This is a genomic window from Providencia sp. PROV189, assembly GCF_028480065.1.
GTDB lineage: Bacteria > Pseudomonadota > Gammaproteobacteria > Enterobacterales > Enterobacteriaceae > Providencia > Providencia stuartii.
Window position 1 is genome coordinate 24545 of the sequence record NZ_JAMPOG010000012.1, and the last position, 22861, is coordinate 47405.

At 41.3% G+C, this 22861-nt stretch carries 23 protein-coding genes and 1 pseudogene; 6 read left to right on the top strand and 18 right to left on the bottom strand.

The window, feature by feature from the left end:
- Nucleotides 1-264 precede the first annotated feature (264 nt).
- Nucleotides 265-405 (top strand): annotated as a pseudogene (locus PR833_RS09885) (IS256 family transposase); the annotation flags it as partial.
- Nucleotides 406-486: 81 nt separating this feature from the next.
- Here PR833_RS09885 and argD read toward each other — a convergent pair.
- The 12 genes from argD to ppiA form a co-directional block, all read right to left on the bottom strand.
- Nucleotides 487-1701 (bottom strand): bifunctional acetylornithine/succinyldiaminopimelate transaminase, encoded by a 1215-nt coding sequence (gene argD / locus PR833_RS09890; RefSeq protein ID WP_014656967.1) that lies wholly within the window; start codon nucleotides 1699-1701, stop codon nucleotides 487-489.
- Nucleotides 1702-1830: 129 nt separating this feature from the next.
- Nucleotides 1831-2406 carry an aminodeoxychorismate synthase component II gene (locus PR833_RS09895; protein ID WP_004923848.1) on the bottom strand — a complete coding sequence of 192 codons (576 nt, stop codon included), beginning with the start codon at nucleotides 2404-2406 and terminating at the stop codon, nucleotides 1831-1833.
- Nucleotides 2407-2732: 326 nt separating this feature from the next.
- Entirely contained in the window at nucleotides 2733-3881 is a 1149-nt protein-coding gene (gene nagA, locus PR833_RS09900; RefSeq protein WP_004923842.1) for an N-acetylglucosamine-6-phosphate deacetylase, read from the bottom strand.
- Between the two features lie 44 nt (nucleotides 3882-3925).
- A complete protein-coding gene (locus tag PR833_RS09905) occupies nucleotides 3926-4780 on the bottom strand; it encodes a tagatose bisphosphate family class II aldolase (RefSeq protein ID WP_014656969.1) in 855 nt (284 codons plus the stop codon).
- Between the two features lie 9 nt (nucleotides 4781-4789).
- A complete protein-coding gene (agaF, locus tag PR833_RS09910) occupies nucleotides 4790-5224 on the bottom strand; it encodes a PTS galactosamine/N-acetylgalactosamine transporter subunit IIA (RefSeq protein WP_004923836.1) in 435 nt (144 codons plus the stop codon).
- Nucleotides 5225-5236: 12 nt separating this feature from the next.
- Nucleotides 5237-6130, bottom strand: coding sequence for a PTS system mannose/fructose/sorbose family transporter subunit IID (locus tag PR833_RS09915; RefSeq protein WP_036942174.1), 894 nt, complete (start codon nucleotides 6128-6130; stop codon nucleotides 5237-5239).
- Nucleotides 6120-6902, bottom strand: coding sequence for a PTS N-acetylgalactosamine transporter subunit IIC (gene agaW, locus PR833_RS09920; RefSeq protein ID WP_004923830.1), 783 nt, complete (start codon nucleotides 6900-6902; stop codon nucleotides 6120-6122). Before agaW ends, PR833_RS09915 begins: the two co-directional genes overlap by 11 nt.
- A 10-nt stretch (nucleotides 6903-6912) precedes the next feature.
- Nucleotides 6913-7395, bottom strand: coding sequence for a PTS N-acetylgalactosamine transporter subunit IIB (gene agaV, locus PR833_RS09925; RefSeq protein WP_014656972.1), 483 nt, complete (start codon nucleotides 7393-7395; stop codon nucleotides 6913-6915).
- 14 nt (nucleotides 7396-7409) lie between these two features.
- Entirely contained in the window at nucleotides 7410-8564 is a 1155-nt protein-coding gene (locus PR833_RS09930) for an SIS domain-containing protein (RefSeq protein ID WP_272526068.1), read from the bottom strand.
- The gene (locus tag PR833_RS09935; RefSeq protein ID WP_004923825.1) at nucleotides 8561-9856 is read right to left on the bottom strand and encodes a D-tagatose-bisphosphate aldolase, class II, non-catalytic subunit; all 1296 of its coding nucleotides are present in this window, start codon (nucleotides 9854-9856) and stop codon (nucleotides 8561-8563) included. Before PR833_RS09935 ends, PR833_RS09930 begins: the two co-directional genes overlap by 4 nt.
- A gap of 70 nt (nucleotides 9857-9926) precedes the next feature.
- Nucleotides 9927-10700 carry a transcriptional repressor AgaR gene (agaR, locus tag PR833_RS09940; protein ID WP_014656973.1) on the bottom strand — a complete coding sequence of 258 codons (774 nt, stop codon included), beginning with the start codon at nucleotides 10698-10700 and terminating at the stop codon, nucleotides 9927-9929.
- Between the two features lie 512 nt (nucleotides 10701-11212).
- Nucleotides 11213-11785, bottom strand: a complete 573-nt coding sequence (gene ppiA / locus PR833_RS09945) for a peptidylprolyl isomerase A (protein WP_014656974.1) — start codon at nucleotides 11783-11785, stop codon at nucleotides 11213-11215.
- A gap of 366 nt (nucleotides 11786-12151) precedes the next feature.
- On the opposite strand from ppiA, the gene yihA reads away from it, so the two are divergent.
- Nucleotides 12152-12763, top strand: a complete 612-nt coding sequence (gene yihA, locus PR833_RS09950; RefSeq protein WP_004923816.1) for a ribosome biogenesis GTP-binding protein YihA/YsxC — start codon at nucleotides 12152-12154, stop codon at nucleotides 12761-12763.
- A gap of 112 nt (nucleotides 12764-12875) precedes the next feature.
- On the opposite strand, the gene PR833_RS20425 is transcribed toward yihA, so the two are convergent.
- Nucleotides 12876-12923, bottom strand: a complete 48-nt coding sequence (locus PR833_RS20425) for a hypothetical protein (protein WP_438361642.1) — start codon at nucleotides 12921-12923, stop codon at nucleotides 12876-12878.
- A 350-nt stretch (nucleotides 12924-13273) separates the two neighbouring features.
- The gene (locus PR833_RS09955; protein ID WP_004923813.1) at nucleotides 13274-14077 is read right to left on the bottom strand and encodes an SDR family oxidoreductase; all 804 of its coding nucleotides are present in this window, start codon (nucleotides 14075-14077) and stop codon (nucleotides 13274-13276) included.
- Between the two features lie 320 nt (nucleotides 14078-14397).
- On the opposite strand from PR833_RS09955, the gene tolC reads away from it, so the two are divergent.
- Both tolC and PR833_RS09965 read left to right on the top strand, forming a co-directional pair.
- Entirely contained in the window at nucleotides 14398-15750 is a 1353-nt protein-coding gene (tolC, locus tag PR833_RS09960) for an outer membrane channel protein TolC (protein WP_272526069.1), read from the top strand.
- A gap of 129 nt (nucleotides 15751-15879) precedes the next feature.
- The gene (locus PR833_RS09965; protein ID WP_004923806.1) at nucleotides 15880-16206 is read left to right on the top strand and encodes a hypothetical protein; all 327 of its coding nucleotides are present in this window, start codon (nucleotides 15880-15882) and stop codon (nucleotides 16204-16206) included.
- Between the two features lie 79 nt (nucleotides 16207-16285).
- On the opposite strand, the gene polA is transcribed toward PR833_RS09965, so the two are convergent.
- From polA to PR833_RS09985, 4 genes are all read right to left on the bottom strand, one after another.
- Nucleotides 16286-19078: a DNA polymerase I gene (polA, locus tag PR833_RS09970; protein ID WP_272526070.1), complete on the bottom strand. Its 2793-nt coding sequence runs from the start codon at nucleotides 19076-19078 to the stop codon at nucleotides 16286-16288.
- Nucleotides 19079-19454: 376 nt separating this feature from the next.
- Nucleotides 19455-20078, bottom strand: a complete 624-nt coding sequence (gene dsbA / locus PR833_RS09975) for a thiol:disulfide interchange protein DsbA (protein ID WP_004923800.1) — start codon at nucleotides 20076-20078, stop codon at nucleotides 19455-19457.
- A 33-nt stretch (nucleotides 20079-20111) separates the two neighbouring features.
- Nucleotides 20112-21107 (bottom strand): serine/threonine protein kinase, encoded by a 996-nt coding sequence (locus PR833_RS09980; protein ID WP_004923797.1) that lies wholly within the window; start codon nucleotides 21105-21107, stop codon nucleotides 20112-20114.
- Nucleotides 21108-21113: 6 nt separating this feature from the next.
- Nucleotides 21114-21383: a YihD family protein gene (locus PR833_RS09985; RefSeq protein WP_004923794.1), complete on the bottom strand. Its 270-nt coding sequence runs from the start codon at nucleotides 21381-21383 to the stop codon at nucleotides 21114-21116.
- 215 nt (nucleotides 21384-21598) lie between these two features.
- Here PR833_RS09985 and mobA point away from each other — a divergent pair, with 215 nt between their 5' ends.
- Nucleotides 21599-22186 carry a molybdenum cofactor guanylyltransferase MobA gene (mobA, locus tag PR833_RS09990; protein ID WP_272526071.1) on the top strand — a complete coding sequence of 196 codons (588 nt, stop codon included), beginning with the start codon at nucleotides 21599-21601 and terminating at the stop codon, nucleotides 22184-22186.
- 2 nt (nucleotides 22187-22188) lie between these two features.
- The gene (gene mobB / locus PR833_RS09995; protein WP_004923791.1) at nucleotides 22189-22710 is read left to right on the top strand and encodes a molybdopterin-guanine dinucleotide biosynthesis protein MobB; all 522 of its coding nucleotides are present in this window, start codon (nucleotides 22189-22191) and stop codon (nucleotides 22708-22710) included.
- Nucleotides 22711-22861 lie beyond the last annotated feature (151 nt).

The window sequence follows — 22861 nt, forward strand, 5'->3', positions numbered from 1 at the left end:
TTAATTCCGCTTTCACCTTCGGAATAGATGTATGTGTAGTGGCATAGTTAATTTGGCCACCTAAATAGAGCTGTTATTATACACTGCATAACTTAACAGGTGACATGTATAACAAAGCAAATTCGACGTAACTTCAGGGCGGAATTTAAACGAGAAGCGGCTCAATCAGTTCACTCGACGGCTGACTAAACTGATCGTTGAAACAACATTAAATATGGAATTAACTAAACACCTTGAGCATGAAAAAATCCCCCTCAATCAGGCTCTAATGATCCTGTGCGTAAAGTCATTTATTTAGCGATTGAATCGGCCTCTAAAAAGTAGAGTATGCCAATTCAAAACGGGAAACAGACAATGAGCCATTTTATTATTGTATTTGGTGACCGCCTAAACAGTCACCTTTAATGAAAGGCAAATACCCCAAATTATTTATAGGGTCAAAAAGACTCAAAGAGGTATTAACCTCTTTGAGTGTTAAAAATGTATTTATTTCAGAATACGTTCAATCGCTTTTTCTAATTTCAACATACCACTATTAATTTCTTCTTCCGAAATAATTAACGATGGCGTAAAACGTAATACATTAGCGCCAGCATTAAGCATCATTAATCCTTCATTGGCACAAGCTTGTAAAATATCTTTCGAACGATCTTTTAATTCCCCTTTAAGCTCTGCACCAATTAATAGCCCCATGCCTCTAATTTCAGCAAAAATATTATATTTCTCATTCAGCTTATTCAAATGAGCAACAAATAATTCGCGACGCTTTGTCACACCAGCAAGTACCTCTTTTGTATTGATAATATCAAATGCTGCATTACCAACCGCACAGGCTAATGGGTTACCACCATAAGTGGTACCGTGAGTTCCCAACCCCATAGTTTGCGCAATTTCATGGGTTGTTAACATTGCACTGATAGGGAAACCGCCACCTAAAGCCTTAGCTGTAGTCAGAATATCCGGTGTCACGCCGTAGTGCATATAAGAGAATAACTGCCCAGTGCGCCCCATACCACTTTGTACTTCATCAAATACCAGTAATGCATTGTTATCATCACATAGCTTACGCACACCTTGCATAAACTCTTGCGTGGCAGCAGTCACACCACCTTCCCCTTGAACAGGCTCTAATACCACCGCACAGGTATTTTCATCTATCACCGCTTTCACGGCATCGAGATCATTAAATGGCACATGAATAATATCAGCAGGTTTCGGCCCAAAACCATCCGCATATTTCGCTTGGCCTCCAACTGAAACCGTAAAGAAAGTACGTCCGTGGAAAGCTTGTTTGAACGCAATAATTTTGGTTTTATATGGGCTGTGCTTGGTAATGGCATAATGGCGTGCTAACTTAAACGCAGCTTCATTAGCTTCCGCCCCTGAATTGGCGAAGAACACTCGCTCAGCAAACGTCGCATTGATCAGCTTCTGTGCCAATCTTAAGGTTGGCTCATTAGTAAAAATATTACTGACATGCCATAGTTTCTCACTTTGCTCACGAACAGCAGCAACTAATGCAGGATGACAATGGCCTAATGCCAATACCGCGATCCCACCAGCAAAATCGATATATTCTTTACCTTGCTGATCCCAAACTCGGCTACCTTCCCCACGGACAGGAATAAATTCCGCTGGAGAATAAATAGGTAAAATAACCTGATCATAAGTTTGCCGATTTACTGCTTGTGGTTCTTTCATACCCCTCACCTGCCTTATCCAATGCCTAAGTGAAAATATAATCATTAAATATGAATAAAAAATCACAAAAGAGCAATAGCAAAGCGAGTGATGGGGATGAATTTATTTTTTTATAGATACAGTGAGTAACTAATATTTTAAAAAATTATTCAGCAATTCATGGCCTTGTTCACTCAGAATACTTTCTGGGTGAAACTGAACTCCCTCAATTGGCAGAGTTTTATGACGTATTCCCATAATTTCATCTACGTCACCGTTATTCAGTGACCATGCGGAGACATCAAAAGACGCTGGTAATGTTTCTGCGGCAATAACGAGAGAATGATAACGTGTAACTGTTAGTGGCCGATTTAAACCTTTAAATACCCCTTGGTGGTTATGATGAATAGCCGATGTTTTGCCATGCATCACTTCTCTAGCCTTCACAACCGTTGCACCAAAGGCTTGACCGATCGCTTGATGACCAAGACAAATGCCTAAGATAGGGATTTTCCCTGCAAAATATTTAATTGCTTCAAGAGAGATCCCTGCCTCATCAGGCGTACAAGGGCCTGGTGAGATCACTAGGTGTGTAGGCGCTAACAACTCTATCTCTTCGATAGAAATTTCATCATTACGTTTAACGAGTACTTCCGCCCCTAATTCACAGAAGTATTGATATAGGTTATAAGTAAATGAATCGTAATTATCAATAAGTAAAAGCATAGTAGCCTATCCGACTGATTTTTATCATTATATGTTATATTCCCATACACAGTTTTTTGCGCTTAGCAATCAGAACTCTGACTAAAAAATAGCAAAAAATAGTCGGGGGCAGGTATCATAACACAGCCGAAGCAGGAAAATAGCCTATTTAAATCAAGTAATCTGATTTACTGAAGCCAGTTTCCATATAAAAATCATGGAATTATATTCACATACTGATAACAAGTTATTCTTAATTAATAAGAATAACAACGTTCCATTCTACATCTATTCATACAATTGCAAGACAACCGCTTAGGGCATGGCGTTTCATACCCTAAATCTGTTTATCGTTGAAAAACCCGCTTACCGTTTACAAAGGTTGCTTGTATTTCGCCTGCTGTATCACAGAGCGTTAAATTCGCTTGCTTGTTGGGGGCGATTGATCCCAGACGATCCGCAATACCTAATGCTTTTGCTGGATATAAACTGCCATGTAACCATGCTTGTGCGAATGATATGTCGCAAGCTTGCTGCAATGTTTTCACTCCTTGTTCGAGGGTTAAGGTACTCCCTGCGAGGCTACCACTTTCTGTTCTGACAACCCCCTTTTTCATCTGCACAGTCATTTCACCGAGAGAGTATTCACCATCAGGCATGCCAGTAGCACGCATCGCATCTGTAATCAGTAGTAACCGCTCCCCACAGCAGCGGTAAACCACTTTGATAGCGGCAGGATGTACATGATGACCATCACAGATTAATTCAACCTGACATTGGTCGTTGGTTAAGGCTGCACCGACCATGCCTGGCTCACGATGATGTAGGCCATTCATGCCGTTATAGCAATGAACAACCCCATCCGCACCTTGATTTAGCCCATCCTGAGTCAATGCATAATCCGCACTGGAGTGGCCAAGCATGACACGGATCCCTTGTGATTTTAACCAAGGTATTAGCTCAAGAGAGGTTGGATGCTCGGGTGCGAGAGCTACACATTTTAAACTTCCTTCAGCAAGTGATATCCATTGCTGTAATAGGGCTTTCTCAGGTTGGTGCAATAAGCTTTCTGGGTGAGCTCCTTTATGTTGGGCCGTAAAAAATGGCCCTTCAAGATAACTTCCTAGAATTTCGGCGCCATCTACCCCTTGCTTCTGGCTATCTTTCACTTGAACCAATGCCCGCTCAATATCTTTATGCTGGGCGGTCACTGTTGTTGCTAAAAATGCGCCAACGCCTTTCGATGCTAAGAAACGAGATATATTATTGAGCGATTCATGGGTCGCATCCATCACATCGGCACCAGCACTACCATGAATGTGGGTATCAATAAGTGCAGGCAATAATGTGAATGGCAATAGCTCTTCAGCAGACTGCGTATTCGGGATAACGTGTTGGATACACCCATTATCATTCAATACGACTAAAACATTATCAGCCCACCCAGAAGGCAATAATGCCCTACGAACATATATCTGTTTATCTGATTTCATCATCTTACATCCTATCAGTGCCCCTTGTATGCGTCAGTAAACACGACTTACATCATACCTGCACTGCCACAAATATTGATTTTACTTTCAACGACTTTACGCATTGCCTCTTTACCTGGTGTAATATATTTACGAGGGTCATTAGCGTCTGGGTGCTCAGCAAAATGCGCTTTGACAGCATCCGCAAAAGCAATTTTTAAATCTGTTGCCACATTCACTTTGCACACACCAAGTGAAATCGCTCGTTTAATCATCTCTTCAGGGATACCAGAAGCACCGTGTAGGACCAAAGGAATATCGACTTGCTGTTTAATCGCCGCTAAACGCTCAAAATCAAGGTGAGGTTCACCATGATATAAGCCATGGGCGGATCCTATCGCGACGGCCAATGAATCAATACCTGTACGCGTGATATACTCTTTCGCCGCCATAGGATCAGTATAGAAGCTATCTTTGCTATCAACGACTAAATCGTCCTCTTGCCCCCCTAATCGCCCTAACTCCGCCTCAACGCTGACATCATAATTTTGGCAATATTTCACGACTCTACTGACGGCTTCGATATTCTGTTCGAAAGCAAAGTGAGAGCCATCAATCATCACAGAACGAATACCGGCACGTACTTTACGGCAAATATCGTCATACTCCTCATGGTGATCAAGATGTAATGCAATCGGTAAGTGATTCACTCGTGCAGCTTCACGACAAATCGATACCATGTATTCCAATCCTGCATAAGTAAACGTGCTCGGTGTTCCTGCTAAAATAACGGGGGATGACATGGCTGCTGCTGTTTCGACAACAACTTGAACAGTTTCAAGGTTATGTACATTAAAAGCGGGAACTGCATAACCATTACGTTGTGCTTTTTTCAACATTTCACGGTTAGAAATTAAATACATATGCTCTCCTTAAATGCCATCATCATGAGCAACAGATTGTTTTTCACGTTGTTGCTCATGCCACAAACTGGTTAAACCCCGATGCCCACACTCCAATGCCATATCGCGGAATTCTGTTACTGACATTCCATCCCTCTCCAGCATCATTTCTGCGACCATTTGCATATTGGTTCCAGTGATAACTTGGTAGTTTTGATTTTCCAAGGCCATCAATGACGCTTGCCGAAATGGTGAGCCACCTAATAAATCTGTTAAAAAAACGACACCATCACCTTGATCACATTGCTGACTTGCCTTTCTTAATGCTTGTTGAAGCGAATCGGTACACATTCCCTCAGGAAAATCTATCGCAACACATTGTTCTTGTGGGCCAATAACCTGTTGTACTGCTTGTAACAGGCCACTCGCAAAACCTCCATGGCCTGTAATGACGACACCTAACATTTGCCATTCCTCTTATAAGAATCCAACTAATTTACCAAGCACGCCAAATACCACGGTGACACCAATTAATTTCACAGGTGAAAAACCTTTTTTCATTAGCCAGTAGACAAGTAACGTAAAGCTTAATGGCAATAAATTTGGCATCAGTTTGTCTAGAACGTCTGTCTGTAAAGCCACTTTTGCTTCACCAGCCGTCATGATTAGTGGTGTAGAAAGATGCACATAAGAGGCAACTAGGGCGCCGATAACCGTCATTCCAACAATAGAAGCGGCATGTGAGATATTTTTGGTATGTGCTTTTAGCATGGCTATCGCTTTTGTTCCCGCGCGATAACCATAATGAGCCAGTCCAAAACGCAATGCGAAATGCACGATATTGAACATAAGCAGAAAAATAATCGGCCCAAATAAACTGCCTTGTAGTGCGAGTGATGCCCCAATACCAGCACAGATGGGCAATAAGGTTAGCCAGAACAACGCATCGCCGATGCCGCCTAGCGGCCCCATTAACGCTATTTTCACTGCACGAATGGTGGAAATCTTCTCCTTGCTACGCTCCATCGCTAGCACTAAACCGGATAAAAATGTCACATCAAATGGATGCACATTGATAAATTCCATGTGCATTTTCATAGAATTAGATAAATCTTCCGGTTTTTTATGAATTTTACGTAACGCTGGGATCAAGGTATAAAGCCAACCGCCAGCTTGCATACGTTCATAGTTAAAAGAAGCTTGTAGTAATAGCGAACGCAGTGCCATAACGTTAATATCACGGTGAGTCAGTGCTGTTGCAGGTTCGCTATCAAGGTAATCATCACGCTCAACCTGACTAGTTGCCATCGCTTGAGCCATTCGTTGCTCCGCTTTTGCTGCCAGAGCTTCATCATTGTCATTAAATGCCATCATTCATCTCCTGAGCAACTTTAGGTGAGCTGCCGTTATCATTGTTGTCATTACGTGTGCGGTTGAAGAAATCAATCAGTGCGATTGCAAACGCGCCAAGTGCGACCGCAATAATGGGCATATTCAGGAAAGTCACTGAAATAAAACCAAGAATAAAATAGGCAACATACGTCTTTTTCATCATGATTTTCATCAGTAGTGAGAAACCAATCGCAGGCATCATGCCACCCGCCACAGCTAAGCCATCCAATAGCCATTGAGGTGCTTTTTGCACCATGGCGCTTGCGGCATCAGCACCAAAGTAGATGGGTAAGAAAGCAACAATAAAGTAGAAAGAAAACAGAATCAGGATCCCAAAATAGTTCACCATCTCAATACCGCGCCAATTGAGCTTTTTCACCATTTCGTCACATTTATGCATCATGGGTGAATAGAGTGTGAACAGTAATGTGATACAGCCTTGTACCGCGATAGAAAACGGTACAGCAATACCGATAGCAACTTTAGGATCCGCATGTGTCATGATGGCAAATGTCGTGCCAATAATACCGCCAATCACGACATTGGGTGGCTGAGCACCAGCAAGTGGCACCATCCCCATCCAAACCAGCTCTAACGTTCCTCCGACTAATAACCCCGTTTGCACATCACCTAAAATCAATCCAACAATAGGCCCAATAACCACAGGTCGATGGAAGTGTGTCAAACCATTAAATAAATCGACCCCCGCGATCCCAGCAATCAAAGCGATAAGTAGTGCGTCAGTCATCATACTGACCTCCTTAGCTAATTAGCTTAGAGACGGCTTCCCCCGCCTCATCAGGTACACGACGAATTTCACAAGTGATCCCTAATTTTTCTAATTCGCGGAATGCATTAATATCGCTATCATCCACAGAGACCGTTTTATGAATTTGTTTTTTACCTTCGATAAAGTGCATATTGCCAACATTGACAAATTTGATAGGAACTCCACCTTGAACTAGGGTGAGTACATCTTGAGGCGTTTTACAAACGATAAAAATCTTTTGTCGATCCGCAGCCTTATGGATCACATCAATGGTTTTTTGCAGCGTAAAATAGCGAGTTTGTACACCATCGGAAACCACCATATCCATCAAAGATTGAGCAACGGGATCAACGGCGGCTTCATCATTTGCAACAACCACTAAATTAGCACCAAGAGAATTTGTCCAAGTCACGCCAACTTGACCATGGATCAAACGATTATCGATACGAGTCATCAATATATTTGGGGTAGACATACTCACTCCTATTATTATTTTGTTGATTTGTATGGGTATAGCTGAACACCTTTAACAACACGATTCACTTCCCCCGTCGGACAAGGGTTATCCGGTGATAAACCATGATTGAGAGAAGCTTCAAATGACAAAAGCTGTAAAAAGACGAGATAAGGAAATATCAACCAAATATCATTGAGTGGGCTATCAAGCACGACGGCCTGCTCTAAAGGTAAACTACTCAATGCCACAATGTGTTTTGCCCGCTGGTCATGTTTCAGCTCATTGAGCAAATCTATATCATAGTGACGGCAATACTCTTCGGCTGATAACATCACTATTACCAATGTTTCTTTATCAATCATAAGTTTAGGGCCATGGCGAACCCCTAATGTTGAATCAAAGCGCGTTGCAACTTTCCCCGATGTGAGCTCTAACATCTTCAGCGCCCCTTCTTCGGCAATCCCCGTAAAACAACTTGAGCCAAGCACAACCATTCGACTAAAACCATTTCCTGTCATGCCTTGGATCATCGGCAACCATTGTGGAATGCCGGTTTCTGCAAGTGTGGCAATCTCTTCAACATAACTACGTGCTTGAGTAAAATCTTGAACACCAAATAGTAATAATGTCGCTAATGTCATACAGCTAAAGCTTGAGGTCATGGCAAAGCTGCTATCATGAGAACCATCGGGCATGATTAAAGAGCAAACATGCTTTTTCCCTTCCGCATAACGTGCCAAAGCGCCATCTGGATTACAGGTCAACATAAGGTGATAAACATCGTCGAGTAGCTCATCTGCCAGCTCTACGACACCAACACTTTCAGGACTGTTACCCGAGCGAGCATAAGAAACTAATAATGTCGGTTTATGTTTATCGAGGTAATGCCAAGGTGTTGGTACAATATCGGTAGATGCATACGCATGTACGTCTAATCCACAATATTCACGTAACCAAGGTGCCATGGCTTTCCCTGCAAAGGCAGACGACCCAGCACCACATAACACAATTTGTAAATCCGGCTTGGCGAGCAGTTCAGATAAAAACGGTTGCCATTGCTCCGATTTAGCCGCTAACTCCCGATATAATTCACGCCATAAGCGGGGCTGATGAGTAATTTCTTGTGCAGTAAACAGAGCGCCGTGCTGCTCTAACCATGATTGTGAATATGACAATATTTCCTTCATGCCACCGCTCCTTTTGACTGTGATTCACATGCCAACGCATATTGAAGTAATACGCTTCGAACCTTATCCATGACCCACGCTTTTGGGTCATTCTCTAAGTCACCGACTTTAACGGCTTCGGCCTGCTCTGGTAGGTATTGGCTCAGCATCGAAATCGGTACTGGGTTTTGCCGTAAATTGTCCAATAATTTCGCCACTGCTTTTTCAACTTCAGGCTCCGCCCAGTAATAGCGAATACGGTCACTTAAGCTATATTGTCTGTCGATGTATTGCTGATGAGCACTCCCTTTGTAATAAGGGCTCCAACGCTCTGGCTGCTCATTCATAATTTGTTCGAGGGTTGCGTGTAAATGGGCAGCATCACGCTCACCATTCCATTCACGATCTAATTTATCGAGTGCAAATAACCCTTCACGTAAAGCAAACGTTAATGCAGGGCCAACTTTTAAGATCGCAAAATGGTCGCGGACTAACTGACGATACGCCTTTAGTGCTTGGTAATCGGTAGAGTGTGCTTCATAAACAAGATGGGGAACTGATTCGATAAATTGGCTAAGTGCTTTCGCTTTTTCAGGTTGATAATGTTCAACATTGTGATGATCAAATTCGACCCCTGGCTGCACAACCAAGGCAATCACTCGGGGCCACACATCGGCTAACCCATGCTCTTGCCATTTATTTTTATGGATAGACAATGTGGTTTTAGCAGCTTCGGGCGATGTAACTTGTAATCCATCCATCGATTCTTTCGCACCGCCCGGCACAGGAACTTCTGTGCCAATAACATAAACAGGGGCTTCACCACCATGATCTTGCCAGCTACGTTCAGCCACTTGGCATAGCCTTGCCGCACGGGAAGCGACAACGTCATCGCTCAAAGGAATAGGGTCATCAGCACAAGACATTGAACAATCAAGGTGAATTTTACGAAAGCCTGCCGCAACATAATCATAAATGAGTGTTTCTGATAGTTGCATCGCCTCATCAGCGCAACGGTTTTGCCATGCATTAGGGCCTAAATGATCGCCGCCTAACCACACTTTTTCACGTGGGAAAGCCAATCGATCGGCAATTTTCCATACCATTTCACGAAAATCGCAAGGAAGCATACCGGTATAGCCACCGAACTGGTTAACTTGGTTAGAAGTGGCTTCAATTAATACTGAAGAGTTACGTTGTTTAGCAAAACGAATCGCACTTTCTAGAACCCAAGGGTGTGCGGAACAGACAGAGTAAACCCCAACGTCCTCGCCAGATTTATGGCGATGGATCAGCTGTAATAGCGGCTGCATAATATCTCCAAATAACTCAGATATGATTAAAAACGTTGCGTTTTTAATTAAGAATTAAAATAGATATGCCTTATTCATCAACAACAATGACTTCTACACCAAATGCCGTTAAAGCTTGGCGATAATGAAGTGGAATGCGGCTATCAGTAATAAGACGATGGATCAGTCTAGCTTCGCGTATTAAACAAAAACTCTTTCGCCCAAATTTAGTGCCATCTGCTACAGCGATAATTTGATGTGCCACATCACACATCACACGGTTGAGATGCGCTTCTCCGCTATTCGGTGTGGTGATCCCAGCTTCGAGATCAAAGCCATCTACCCCAAGAAACAACGTATCAAAACGGTACTGTGATAACTGCTGTTCGGCGGCAGGACCATAAAGGGAATAAGAATTTTTGCGTACGTGTCCACCAAGAACCATAACATCTACGCTGTCGAAACCGGCCAGTTCGTATGCGATATTGAGAGCATTAGTCATCACGACTAAATCACGGTGGTGTTTTAAAAAAGGAACGATTTCTGCTGTTGTTGAGCCTGAATCAATGATGAGAGAATCCCCATCATTCACAAATTCCGCCGCTTTTTTGGCAATACGAGTTTTAATTTCTCGATCCATGCGACCTTTCACTTGTAACGGTCTATCAAAAGCAAATTTATGATTCACCATTGCACCGCCATAAGAGCGTAAGGCACAACCCTTTTTTTCCAGATAACGTAAATCATTTCGAATAGTGACGCTAGAAACATTAAACTGTTTGCTTAAAGCATCGACACGAACACTCCCTTCTTGGCACAACATATCCATGATGCATTCACGTCTTTTTACGGTATCTGTACTCATGTTTATCACTCCGAAAAACATCACCTTGTTATCACGATTGACCATGCTAACAACATATCTGAATTACAGCAGAGTGAGTCAATCGAAAATGTGATCCTTGTTAAAGTTCATTTTTAGAGCAAAAAACCTCAAAAAACCTTTCGATTCCATTCAAATCGAAAGTCACCGCTTTCAATTGATTGACTTATTTTTTCATGCAAATGCCTAGCAAAGGCCAATATTTAAGTTAGTAAATGTATTAACAACGAAACACAAAGAAAAAATGTCAAACAAACCGTTTTCAAACCGCGCGGTGAGCAAGATCACAAAATTGAATTTATGTAAAAATAACTAGCAGGTTAATAAGAAGAAAAGAATGAAAAAAGAGAAGGGAAAAAGAAAATAAATTCTAATTAATGGGGAAATATACTCTGTGAGTACATCACTACATAAATAGCACTCACAGTGATACAGCCTTATACATGAAAAATAATATAAGTGGGTAAATACTAGCGACCTACCCACTCTATCTATTATGGCTTTTTAATGACTTCCGCAGAAATAATTGATATTGGTTCAACAGGCACATTTTGATATGGACCAACATTCTCTGTTTTTACTTTAGAGATTTTATCCACTACATCCATGCCTTTTACCACTTTACCAAAAACAGCGTAACCAAAATCACGTTGACCGTGATCTAAGAAAGCATTGTCAGCGACATTAATAAAAAACTGGCTGGTCGCACTGTCTTTATTCGCTGTACGTGCCATAGAAATGGTTCCACGTAAATTGCGCAAACCGTTATCTGCTTCATTTTTAATTGGAGCACGAGTCTGCTTTTGCTGAAGATCTTTGTTAAAACCGCCACCCTGGATCATAAAACCAGGAATAACACGGTGAAACGTTGTTCCGTTGTAATAACCTTCATTCACATATTGTAGAAAGTTCTCAGTGGTCACAGGTGCTTTTTTATTATTCAGTTCTAATTCAATATTACCTGCTGAGGTGACTAATTTAACATACGTTTCACCCGCAGCTAATGCTAGAGAAGATGCGCTGATAGCACAGACCGCCAGTAAAGGCACAAAAATTCGTTTTAACATTCAAGATCCCTTTCGCTATAGCTAAATGACTTAATTATACTCGAAATAGTTCGAGGTGCAGCTAAGCGCATAAGCAAATATGTGACTCATGTGAATAGACATAGCCAACAAAGCTGCAACTGGAAGTATGACGAGTACAATTCACCAATTCTAGAGCTAAGCTGAATATATTGCTAAAGATTTACCTTTATTTACGTCAGATAAGCGAGTAATCATCAAAAACTGTCAGATGACGCCCAATATGTACGTAAAATCGTTGTTTCAAAAGCAAACAGCTACTGCTCTATCGCAATTTTGGCTTTGTTTGTCTGCCACCAGTCGCTATAATCCCTCAGCCTCAAAAGGTCAACTCAGGGAGAACAACCTATGACAATCAAAAACCATAACTACCATATGACAAAATTTGTCATCAGTGCACCCGATATCCGTCATCTACCAAAAGATACGGGTATAGAAGTTGCCTTTGCAGGCCGCTCCAATGCAGGTAAATCCAGCGCACTAAACGCGCTTACACAACAAAAAAGCCTTGCTCGCACCAGTAAAACGCCTGGACGGACACAGTTAATTAACCTGTTCGAAGTGGAAGAAGGCATTCGTCTTGTCGACTTACCGGGTTATGGCTATGCCGAAGTGCCGGAAGAGATGAAACGCAAATGGCAAAAAGCGCTTGGTGAATACCTACAAAAAAGGGAGTGTATTAAAGGTCTTGTCGTATTGATGGATATTCGTCATCCACTAAAAGACCTTGATATGCAAATGATTGAATGGTCTATTGCGATGGAAATTCCTGTATTAGTCCTTTTGACTAAGGCAGATAAACTCGCTTCTGGCGCACGCAAAAAACAATTAATGGAAGTCCGCCAAGCACTCTCTCCATTAGGGGGAGACGTCGAAGTCGAATATTTTTCAGCATTGAAAAAAATCGGTATTGATAAATTGCGTCTCAAACTTGATAGCTGGTATAGCACGCCAATTTGATCCATTTCGATCCTTGTGCGTCACTCGGCGCACAACGGCAAGCACGATAACTTTACACAAATTTTGGATAAAAAAATGCTCCAGTCAAAATTTTGACTGGAGCAGCTAATATTCAGCTAAATCCGATTACGTGAAGTAAAAGGTCTGAAAGATAGAACATCTTACCTCTGTACCCTACGCCTTATACTTTACTTGATTTTTTACGCGAAAAAAAGCTTTTCTGTAATTTTTTTTCAATGCTTACTACGATTCAGCGAATAAAACATCATAATAATAGCCAAAAAACGTATTTTTATTACATATTTATGAGAGCCAAGTCGCATTAATATGTAATGTAAATTTTTTATCTCATTAGGTAATAACGCGTATTTTGTTCAAATAACAGACAGGAATAAGCTTTATCGCATCTATATGGCAACATGCGATAAAGAAAATAAGAAGAGTGTTTTATCGAATCGGCGAATAGGTTGACGCCATTATTGATGACTCAGAGAATAAGCAAGCTCGCCTCTATTGTTTTATATCCGCTGATGACAATGCGCTTTCGGGAAGTAATGCTCCGCCATCAACGACAATAGTCTGTCCTGTCATATATCCCGCGGCTTGTGAGGCTAAAAATACCATAGCGGCAGCAATATCTTCTGCTTCCCCTAAACGCCCTAGTGGTACAGCACGAGCAATCCTTTGATTCAATTGCTCATCCCCTAAGTTTTCCATCGCAGGTGTTCGTATCATCCCCGGCTCAACGCCATTCACCGTTATCCCAAAAGGAGCCAACTCCAATGCGGCTGACTTAATAAAACCATTAACCCCCGCTTTAGAGGCGGCATAATGCGCAAGCCCTGGGTAAGCGACTTTAGGACCAGTGACAGATGAGGTGATTAAAATACGCCCTCTTCCCTGCCTTTTCATAATCGGTTGAGCAGCTTGAGCCAAATAAAAAGGCGCCATTAAATTAACACTCAGTGTCTGTTGTAATAAAGCCTCATCAATTTGCATAAATTCTGTTAGCGGAAAATAAGCTGCATTATGGATAACAACATCTAATTGATGATATTCGCGATCTATTTTTGCAACCAAGGCTGTTATTTGTTGCTGCTTTGCACAGTCACAACCTTCCGCCTGAACGTTAAACCCTTTTGCTACTAATGAAGCTGCGGCTGCTTGCGCCTTTTGTAACTGCAAATCAGCCATAATCACGCAAGCCCCTAATTGAGCAAAGGCTTCAACAATCGCTAAACCAATACCTTGAGCCCCACCAGTAACTAGCACGACCTGCCCTTGAAATGCAGTTGGAGAAAATAAGCGTTCCATGATTAATCCTTTGGCTCTGAGATAAGCCTGTCGCCATAAAAGATATTACGTTACATGAACGCTATATTGAGGTAAAAAAATGTACTGTGACAATCGTTCTTAGGTAGTAAATGCACATTACGTTCGACAGTAAAATAGTCTCATTTTTTACACTAACTTAATCAAGTTAGCTCATATAGCAAAACATATACATCAAATTAAAATTTTAAATGTGGTTTTTTATATTTACATTTTAATGGCTGAGCTATAATTTAATTAAAACCTCTTTCTTAAATCCCATTTAGACTAAACTGTAAAAAATTAATTAGGAATTAATAATAATGAATAAAATAATTAAATTATTTATTTTAATAAGTTCAATAATTATAGGTTATAATTGTAACGCAGAGGATTTATTGCAAGTTTATAAAATAACGAAAGATAACAACCCCACATTAAAAAAAACAGAAAGTGAACGTTATCAAGCCTATAAAAAAATAGATGAAGAACGTAGTTCATTACTCCCTCAATTAAAATTAAAAGCTAATTCAAACTATAAAAACAATGATGGTACAGATGATAATAAAAATATTAAAAACACCGAATTATCCCTACAAATGACACAATCTATAATTGATATATCCAAGTGGAAATCACTATCTATTCAAGAAAAACATGCAGCTATTTCAGATATTAACTATCAAATAAGCCAGCAAGATCTGCTGTTAGAAACGGCTATCTCTTACTTTAATATATTAAAGTCTATTGATGCCCTCACTTACATAAAAGCCCATAAACTCGCGGTTTATCATCAGTTAGATCAAACCACACAACGCTTTAATGTAGGGCTAACGACCATCACTGACGTACAAAATGCGAGAGCTAACTATGACAGTATCATTGCTCAAGAGGTTCTAGGTTACAACGAATTGAAGAATTCAGTTGAGGCATTAAGAAAAATCAGTGGAGTACGATATACTCAATTAGCAAAACTCAATATTAATAAGTTACAACTCACCAAACCGGATAATATCACATTTCTACTTGAAAATGCGCGAATTAAAAACCTGAGCTTATTAAAAGCTCGCCTGTCACAAGAAATATCAAATGATAAAATATCCCTCGCCAAAAGCGGGCATTTACCTATAGTCACTTTAGATGCTTCTACAGCCATCAATAACACTCGGCTAGATAAGAATAGTATCGAAAGCCAGCATAAAATAAATAACCATTCAGGAAAAAACAATGCAGCCCTCTCGTTAAATTTACCAATCTATCAAGGAAATACGGTTAATTCTCAAGTTAAGCAAGCTCAGTATGGTTTTGAGGCTGCAACAGAGCAACTTGAAAGTGATAATCGAAACGTCATCCAGCAAGTTAACTCTTCATACAATAATCTATTGTCGTCAATAAGTAGTATTAATGCCTATAAGCAACTAATCATTTCAACACAAAGCTCATTAGATGCCACAGAAGCGGGTTATCAAGTAGGAACACGCACTATTGTCGATGTACTATCTGCAACTGCAGCCCTCTATCAGTCGAAAAAAAATTTATCGAATGCCCAATATGATTATTTAATCAACCAATTAAAAATGGAATATTTACAAGGTTCCTTAAACGAAAATAGCATTCAGCGTATCAATAAAATGCTAGGCAATGAAATATCAATTTATGAACCAACAATGCAATAATTAGCATTCGAATTATTTAATATTAAATAATTTATTTTAATTAAAACTTAATAAATTTCATTTTTATCACTCATCATTTTCTATGCCATTATTGATTTTAAAGTAAAAATGAGTTCAAGGAAATAAACAGTGAAAGTAAATGAAATGTATTGCATTAAAAATGGAGAAGCGTTAATCATTTCTCCTTCACCACAAAAAAGGAAAATAACCATTCCAAAATTGATGGCATCGAGTAGAGGGCAAAAAACAAAAGCCCATCACCGTCTAGATATCAATGGAAAGCAAGTTGCAATTGCTGAAGTTGATACACGTTATAATCAATATGGAGTTACTTTAATCAGTATATCATCTTGGTCTGGAATTATTGAGCCTAATACCCAAATGAAAATCATGGCTAGTGAAAGAACATCCAAATATTCATCTGTACTTAGTTATGTATTAGTATTAATAGAATAATATATAATTTCACAATAGATAATATGACTAAATAAAACTGAGTCGAATTAAGCATTATCCGACTCAGTTCAGACTCTAGCTAGTGGGCTTCATCCCAGTTATCACCAATACCGACATCAACCTTCAACGGTACATCAAGTTGCATACTTTGTTCCATCAACTCACGTATTTTGGTGGTCACACTATCAAGCTCTGACTCTTTGACTTCGAAAACTAATTCATCATGCACCTGCATTAGCATGTCTGCATGCGGTTTTTCGGCCTGTAACCAAGCATCCACCGCGATCATCGCTTTCTTGATAATATCTGCTGCCGTACCTTGCATCGGTGCGTTAATAGCCTCACGCTCAGCCGCTTTACGACGCATTCCATTACTTGACTTAATGTCGGCAAGATACAAGCGACGCCCTTCTAACGTTTCAACATACCCCTGCTCAGCCGCTTGATGGCGCGTATTTTCCATATAGCGCAGCACGCCTGGATAGCGTTCAAAATAGAGGTCCATATAACGCTGAGCTTCACCACGAGGAATGCCTAACTGTCGAGCAAGACCAAATGCGCTCATACCATAAATCAAACCGAAGTTAATCGCTTTTGCACTACGACGCTGATCACTTGTCACTTCATCCAGTGGTACACCAAATACCTCAGCTGCCGTTGCACGGTGAATATCTTTGCCTTCAGCAAACGCCGTTAATAGCCCTTTATCTTGCGATAGATGCGCCATAATACGTAATTCGATTTGCGAATAGTCCGCGGCCACTACTTTGTAGCCTTTGCGTGCAATAAATGCTTGGCGGATACGGCGACCTTCTTCCGTCCTAACCGGAATATTTTGTAAATTGGGGTCTCGAGATGATAAGCGCCCTGTCGCTGTCACTGCTTGATGATACGAGGTGTGTACCCGTTGAGTTTTCGGGCTGATCATCAACGGCAACTTGTCGGTATAGGTTGATTTCAGTTTTGCGAGACTACGGTGCTCAAGCAAGAGTTTAGGTAGGGCGTGATTTAGAGCCAACTCCTCAAGCACTTCTTCGTTGGTAGACGGTGCACCACTCGGTGTTTTTTTCACTACAGGCAGTTGTAGCTTTTCAAACAGAATCGTTTGTAATTGCTTGGTTGAAGCAAGATTGAACTCTTCACCCGCAAGCTCAAATGCCTCTTTCTCCAATTCTGCCAAACGCGCAGTGATCTCTTTCGATTGGGCCGCTAGTACCGCAGCATCGATTAATACCCCTTTACGCTCCATTCTGACAAGAACAGGCACTAATGGCATTTCAATTTCACGAAAAACGTGATTCAGTTTAGGCTCAGCCTCTAATTGAGGATACAGTGCTTGATGAAGCAATAACGTCACATCGGCATCTTCTGCCGCGTAATTGGCTGCCTGCTCAAGCGCTATTTGATTGAATGTCAGCTGCTTTTTCCCCTTCCCTGCAATCTCTTCAAAAGAGACCGTTTTATGGTTAAGGTGCCGTTCAGCGAGGCTATCCATATCATGGCGCCCCATACCCGCTACGCTATTTAGCACATAGGATTCCAGCATGGTATCAAATGCAATACCTTTCAGTTCAATATCGTAGTTGAGTAAAACCTCAGCGTCATATTTTAAGTTCTGACCTATTTTGAGTATTTTATCATTTTCCAATATCGGCTTCATGGCAGCCAACACATCATTTAATGGGAGTTGGGCTGGTGCATCAAGATAATCATGACCTAATGGCAAATAGGCCGCATAGCCGGGTTCAATGGCAAATGACATCCCAACTAAACGCGCTTCTTGTGTATCCAAACTGTCCGTTTCAGTATCAAAGGCAAAGATTGAGGCTGACGTGAGTTTTTCTATCCAGCGGTCTAAATCCGCTTTTTCCAAGATAGTTTGATAGTTTTCCGCACTCAACGTCGGTGCTGCCATGACGGCTTCAATTTTCTTTTCTGTTTTACTTGCCGCTGGCGCACTACTTTTACCACTTTTACCATCCATCCACGTGCCATTCTCAACATCCGCTAACCAGCGTTTAAACTCATAACGGCTAAACAACTGGTAAAGTTTGTCTGTGTCTGGATCGGAGATCGCAAGTTCTTCGCAGCTTTTTTCTAGCTCCACATCGGTTTTGATGGTCGCTAATTGGTATGAAAGGAAAGCAACCTCGCGATTCTCTTCCATTTTCGGGGCTAATGTTTTCGATCCTCTAAAGCCAAGTGGGGCGATTTTATCTAAAGAGTCGTAAATCTCTTTTAAACTGCCAATGCCTTGCAGCAAAGCAAGTGCCGTTTTTTCGCCCACACCGGGAACGCCTGGAATATTATCGGAAGAGTCGCCCATCAATGCGAGGAAGTCGATGATCAGCTCTGGCGGAACCCCATATTTATCCTCAACTTCTTGAGGGCCTAAAATGGTATTGGTCATGGTATTGATCAAGGTGATATTAGGCTCAACCAATTGAGCCATATCTTTATCGCCTGTGCTGATCAAGACAGGGATCCCTTTTTGACTCGCTTGCCTCGCAAGAGTACCAATGACATCGTCCGCTTCAACACCGGAAACCACCAGCAACGGTAGTCCCATCGCTTCGACCATTTCATGCAATGGCGCTATTTGCTCACGCAAATCATCTGGCATCGGTGGGCGGTGTGATTTATAACTCTCAAACAGCTCATCACGGAATGTTTTTCCTTTGGCATCAAAGACGACAGCCACATGACTTGGCTTATATTGCATAATCAAGCTACGCAACATATTGAGCACACCATACATGGCTCCTGTCGGTTCGCCCGCACTGTTAGTCAGTGGTGGGAATGCATGATAAGCACGGTACAGGTAAGATGAACCATCTACCAATATAAGGGGATTTTCTGCTATCTGAGCCATAATCTGTCATCATCTTTTTGTCAGGAATGAATAATAATAGGATGCCACAATGTGCGCTTAGATACACGTCGAGTTTCAACTTCATCAACAATCCTCCCCCTACTCAATTAAATAAATTAAATCGTCATTTTACTCCTTCGCTACCCTATTTTGACCGATATAACCTGTGGATAACTCTGTGAGCAAAATAATGTTATGCCTTAGATTCAATGACTAAGAAAAGATCAAGGGGTTAAACAAGAAAATAAAATCAATGAGTTAGACGAAAATCGCTTGATCTAGCTCAAAAAAAGGATTTTAAACGTATTGTGGATATTGATTACGGAACGTGAATAATTATGAATGTGGCGGCGAGTCACGCCGCCACAAGGAGAGATTATTTTTTGTCGAGCAGATAGTTCACAACTTTAGAAAACTCTTGCCCATAATCTTCGGCTTTATCGACCGCAATGCCATCATTACGGATTTGGTATTTACCATCAACAAACATCGCTGGCACACCACGTAGTTTTAGATCTTGCGCTGCGTTTTGTTGTTTAGCGACTAAAGATTTTACAACGAAGCTGTTTAGTGCAGCATCATACTCTTCACCACTCACACCTGCTTTAATAAAGGCGTTACGGATATCGTCTACCGTACGAATAGATTGTGTTTTTTGGATACCTTCAAACAGAATTGGCGTCACTTTATCTTCAACTTTTAGAACGATTGCCACTGCCCAAGATTGGGTGAGGTTTTTCCCTAATGGGCCTAAGAAATCAACGTGGTAACGTTCCATTTTGACGCCTTCAGGTAAGTTTTTCTCTACCGTTTGTGGCACTTTATACACATTTTCAAACTGATAGCAGTGAGGGCAATAGAAAGAGAAGAACTCTAAAACTTGTGGTAAGTTTTGTACTGGTTGTTTTAAAGCAACGTACTCTTTCCCTTCTGAATAGTTTGCGGCCGCTGCCCCAAATGACATGGCAATACCAATTAAAGCCAACATGATTTTTTTCATATACTACGTTCTCCAAAAAATACCACTTATTTATTAAAATTGAGGGTTTAACTGCAAAGGGGCTTCCTGCAATCGTTCAATTTGCTGAGCAAATTCGACGGATTGTTTTTGCCAAAAATCATCATCCTGCAACCATGAAAATGCTCTTGGAAAAGCGGGATCTTGCCAGCGGCGAATAATCCATCCTAAGTAATGAACCATTCTCATGGCTCTCAGTGGCTCGATTAATTTGAGCTCTTTTACATCAAAGTCACAAAACTCATTATAGGCTTCTAACAGCGTATCTAGTTGGACTAATTGATCCTGACGCGAGCCATTTAATAGCATCCACAAATCTTGTACCGCAGGGCCATTACGCGCATCATCAAAGTCCACCAGCCAAGCCTCATCACGCCACAAAATATTACCGGGATGGCAATCCCCCTGTAAACGTATTGGTGATGAGATAGTTGGCCAATACTGCTTCACTTGCGTAATCAATCTATCGAGTGATTCAATAATGGAAGCCTGCCACCTTGGAGCGATCAATTCACTTTGTACGATAATTTGGCGAGGTTGCTCAAGATACTCAGCAACACCCAGTGTTGGGCGAAAAACAAACGTTTCTTTCTTACCAATTTGGTGAATACGGCCTAATAAGCGCCCGACGTCTTCAAGCTGAAATAAATTATCGGTTTCATACTGGCGACCACCAATACTTGGAAAAACAGCAAAGATGAAACCACCAAATTCCAGCACGGTTTGCCCTGCAAACTCCAGTGGCGCAGCCACAGATAAACCCGCGTCTTGCAATTCTAATGTGAAATCATGCTCTTCTTGAATTTGTGACCGGCTCCAACGCTCGGGGCGATAGAATTTCACGACAAAGCGTTTTCGGTTTTCATCCTGAAACTGATAAACCCGATTCTCATAGCTATTTAGCTCTGTTAATCCTGATTCAGGGTAAATGCCCGCTTCCATCAACGCATCAAGGATCAAATCAGGGGAAATCCCACTAAAGTGAAAATGAGAGTGTTCGATATTATTCATCTCTGATTAATCTTTTATGATGCCGCGAGCGCGCAATAACGCGGTTTTAAAGTCTTCTTCATAATCTTTTTTCAAGCCCGGTATCGCTTCATCACTGCTTTTTCCACGCATTTTCAGGTGATATATCAACACATCATCTGTTAGCTCAGACAATGGTCCTTTAAAACCTGCCTCATCGGCCAGCTTTTGTAGTAATTCCACTAAGTTTAAGTCTGAGTTGTCTTTCCATACAGGATGCAGCAGCTCAATAACTTCATTTAAGCGATGGCATTTCATGTTTATTCCTTCATCACGAATATTCGGGCTAAATTAATTGCTATCATACAAGAGAAAAAGCGAATTGATGTCAATCTAAGTAAAGTTTAACTTTAATTCGCATGAACATTCGTTGATTTTATAGGAAAATAGAATAAATTTTGGCAAATACTATAACGAAATTTATTTTCGAACATGTTGAAACCTTTTATTGAAGATAGTCAGGAAAATTGAATATGTTAGATACGCAGTCGATTACGGGTGTCATACTCGCAGGCGGTTTAGGTCGGCGTATGGGAGGCGAAGATAAAGGCTTGGTACCTTTATTCGGTAAGCCACTGTATCAACATATTATTGAACGCCTAATCCCACAGGTAGGCACGCTGATTATCAATGCTAATCGCAACCAAGAGCGCTACCAACAAAGTGGATTTACCGTCATCTCTGACCTCAATCATGATTTTGCAGGGCCACTAGCAGGCATGCAAGCAGGGTTACATCATGCAACCACAGAGTGGGTACTGTTTGTGCCTTGTGATGTACCTGCTTTTCCACTCACGCTTGCAGCAACCATGTTTCAACACAAAGGTGATAGCTTGGCTTGTTATGCCAATGATACTGAACGTGACCACCCAACTTTTGCCTTACTCCATCGTTCATTAGCACCCTCATTGGATGAGTACCTTGCAAAAGGAGAGCGCAAATTAATGTTTTTTATGCGGGAAATAGCAGCGAAATGTGTGATTTTCCCTCCACAATTAGGCTCTTTTGCTAATTTAAATACCCCTGAAGATAGCCTCAACTGGGAGCAACAACAAAAATAATCATGAAACAAAAATCTCTACCTCTACTCGGCATCACCGCCTATAGTGGCACCGGCAAAACCACACTATTAAAAAAAGTGATCCCATTATTACGGCAACGCAATGTTCGCGTCGGTTTAGTCAAACATACACATCACGATATGGATGTCGATAAACCCGGCAAGGACAGTTATGAATTACGTAAAGCGGGCGCTGATCAAACACTTGTCGCCAGCCAAAAGCGCTGGGCGCTGATGACCGAAACCCCAGCTCAGGATGACGAATTAGACCTGCATTATTTGGCGAGCCGTTTTGATCCTAGCTCCCTCGATCTGATTTTAGTCGAAGGGTTTAAGCATGAGACGATCGATAAGATCGCGCTGTTTAGATCGGAAGTGGGTAAACCATTAGATGGCTTAATTGACCAACATGTGATCGCCGTCGCCAGCAATCAAATTATTGATACCACCTTGCCACAATTAGATATCAATAACCCAGAACAAATCGCTGATTATATTGTGTCTTGGTGGCAAAAAAGCCAATAGCCCCCTGCCGCTGGATTTTGGGTGCATTAAAAGCAGGGAATCAATATGTTAAAAATGGAAACAGTGCGACTCAATAGTATAGCGGGAGCTATTAAGCATGACACAACGGGATTTAGCCAATAAGTAAAGGCACGGTGAATACGATCCATAA

Bases quoted from the DNA above. Each gene is read 5' to 3' on its own strand.
- argD (WP_014656967.1), bottom strand. From the start codon at position 1,701: ATGAAAGAACCACAAGCAGTAAATCGGCAAACTTATGATCAGGTTATT.
- PR833_RS09895 (WP_004923848.1), bottom strand. From the start codon at position 2,406: ATGCTTTTACTTATTGATAATTACGATTCATTTACTTATAACCTATAT.
- nagA (WP_004923842.1), bottom strand. From the start codon at position 3,881: ATGATGAAATCAGATAAACAGATATATGTTCGTAGGGCATTATTGCCT.
- PR833_RS09905 (WP_014656969.1), bottom strand. From the start codon at position 4,780: ATGTATTTAATTTCTAACCGTGAAATGTTGAAAAAAGCACAACGTAAT.
- agaF (WP_004923836.1), bottom strand. From the start codon at position 5,224: ATGTTAGGTGTCGTCATTACAGGCCATGGAGGTTTTGCGAGTGGCCTG.
- PR833_RS09915 (WP_036942174.1), bottom strand. From the start codon at position 6,130: ATGGCATTTAATGACAATGATGAAGCTCTGGCAGCAAAAGCGGAGCAA.
- agaW (WP_004923830.1), bottom strand. From the start codon at position 6,902: ATGATGACTGACGCACTACTTATCGCTTTGATTGCTGGGATCGCGGGG.
- agaV (WP_014656972.1), bottom strand. From the start codon at position 7,395: ATGTCTACCCCAAATATATTGATGACTCGTATCGATAATCGTTTGATC.
- PR833_RS09930 (WP_272526068.1), bottom strand. From the start codon at position 8,564: ATGAAGGAAATATTGTCATATTCACAATCATGGTTAGAGCAGCACGGC.
- PR833_RS09935 (WP_004923825.1), bottom strand. From the start codon at position 9,856: ATGCAGCCGCTATTACAGCTGATCCATCGCCATAAATCTGGCGAGGAC.
- agaR (WP_014656973.1), bottom strand. From the start codon at position 10,700: ATGAGTACAGATACCGTAAAAAGACGTGAATGCATCATGGATATGTTG.
- ppiA (WP_014656974.1), bottom strand. From the start codon at position 11,785: ATGTTAAAACGAATTTTTGTGCCTTTACTGGCGGTCTGTGCTATCAGC.
- yihA (WP_004923816.1), top strand. From the start codon at position 12,152: ATGACAATCAAAAACCATAACTACCATATGACAAAATTTGTCATCAGT.
- PR833_RS09955 (WP_004923813.1), bottom strand. From the start codon at position 14,077: ATGGAACGCTTATTTTCTCCAACTGCATTTCAAGGGCAGGTCGTGCTA.
- tolC (WP_272526069.1), top strand. From the start codon at position 14,398: ATGAATAAAATAATTAAATTATTTATTTTAATAAGTTCAATAATTATA.
- polA (WP_272526070.1), bottom strand. From the start codon at position 19,078: ATGGCTCAGATAGCAGAAAATCCCCTTATATTGGTAGATGGTTCATCT.
- dsbA (WP_004923800.1), bottom strand. From the start codon at position 20,078: ATGAAAAAAATCATGTTGGCTTTAATTGGTATTGCCATGTCATTTGGG.
- PR833_RS09980 (WP_004923797.1), bottom strand. From the start codon at position 21,107: ATGAATAATATCGAACACTCTCATTTTCACTTTAGTGGGATTTCCCCT.
- PR833_RS09985 (WP_004923794.1), bottom strand. From the start codon at position 21,383: ATGAAATGCCATCGCTTAAATGAAGTTATTGAGCTGCTGCATCCTGTA.
- mobA (WP_272526071.1), top strand. From the start codon at position 21,599: ATGTTAGATACGCAGTCGATTACGGGTGTCATACTCGCAGGCGGTTTA.
- mobB (WP_004923791.1), top strand. From the start codon at position 22,189: ATGAAACAAAAATCTCTACCTCTACTCGGCATCACCGCCTATAGTGGC.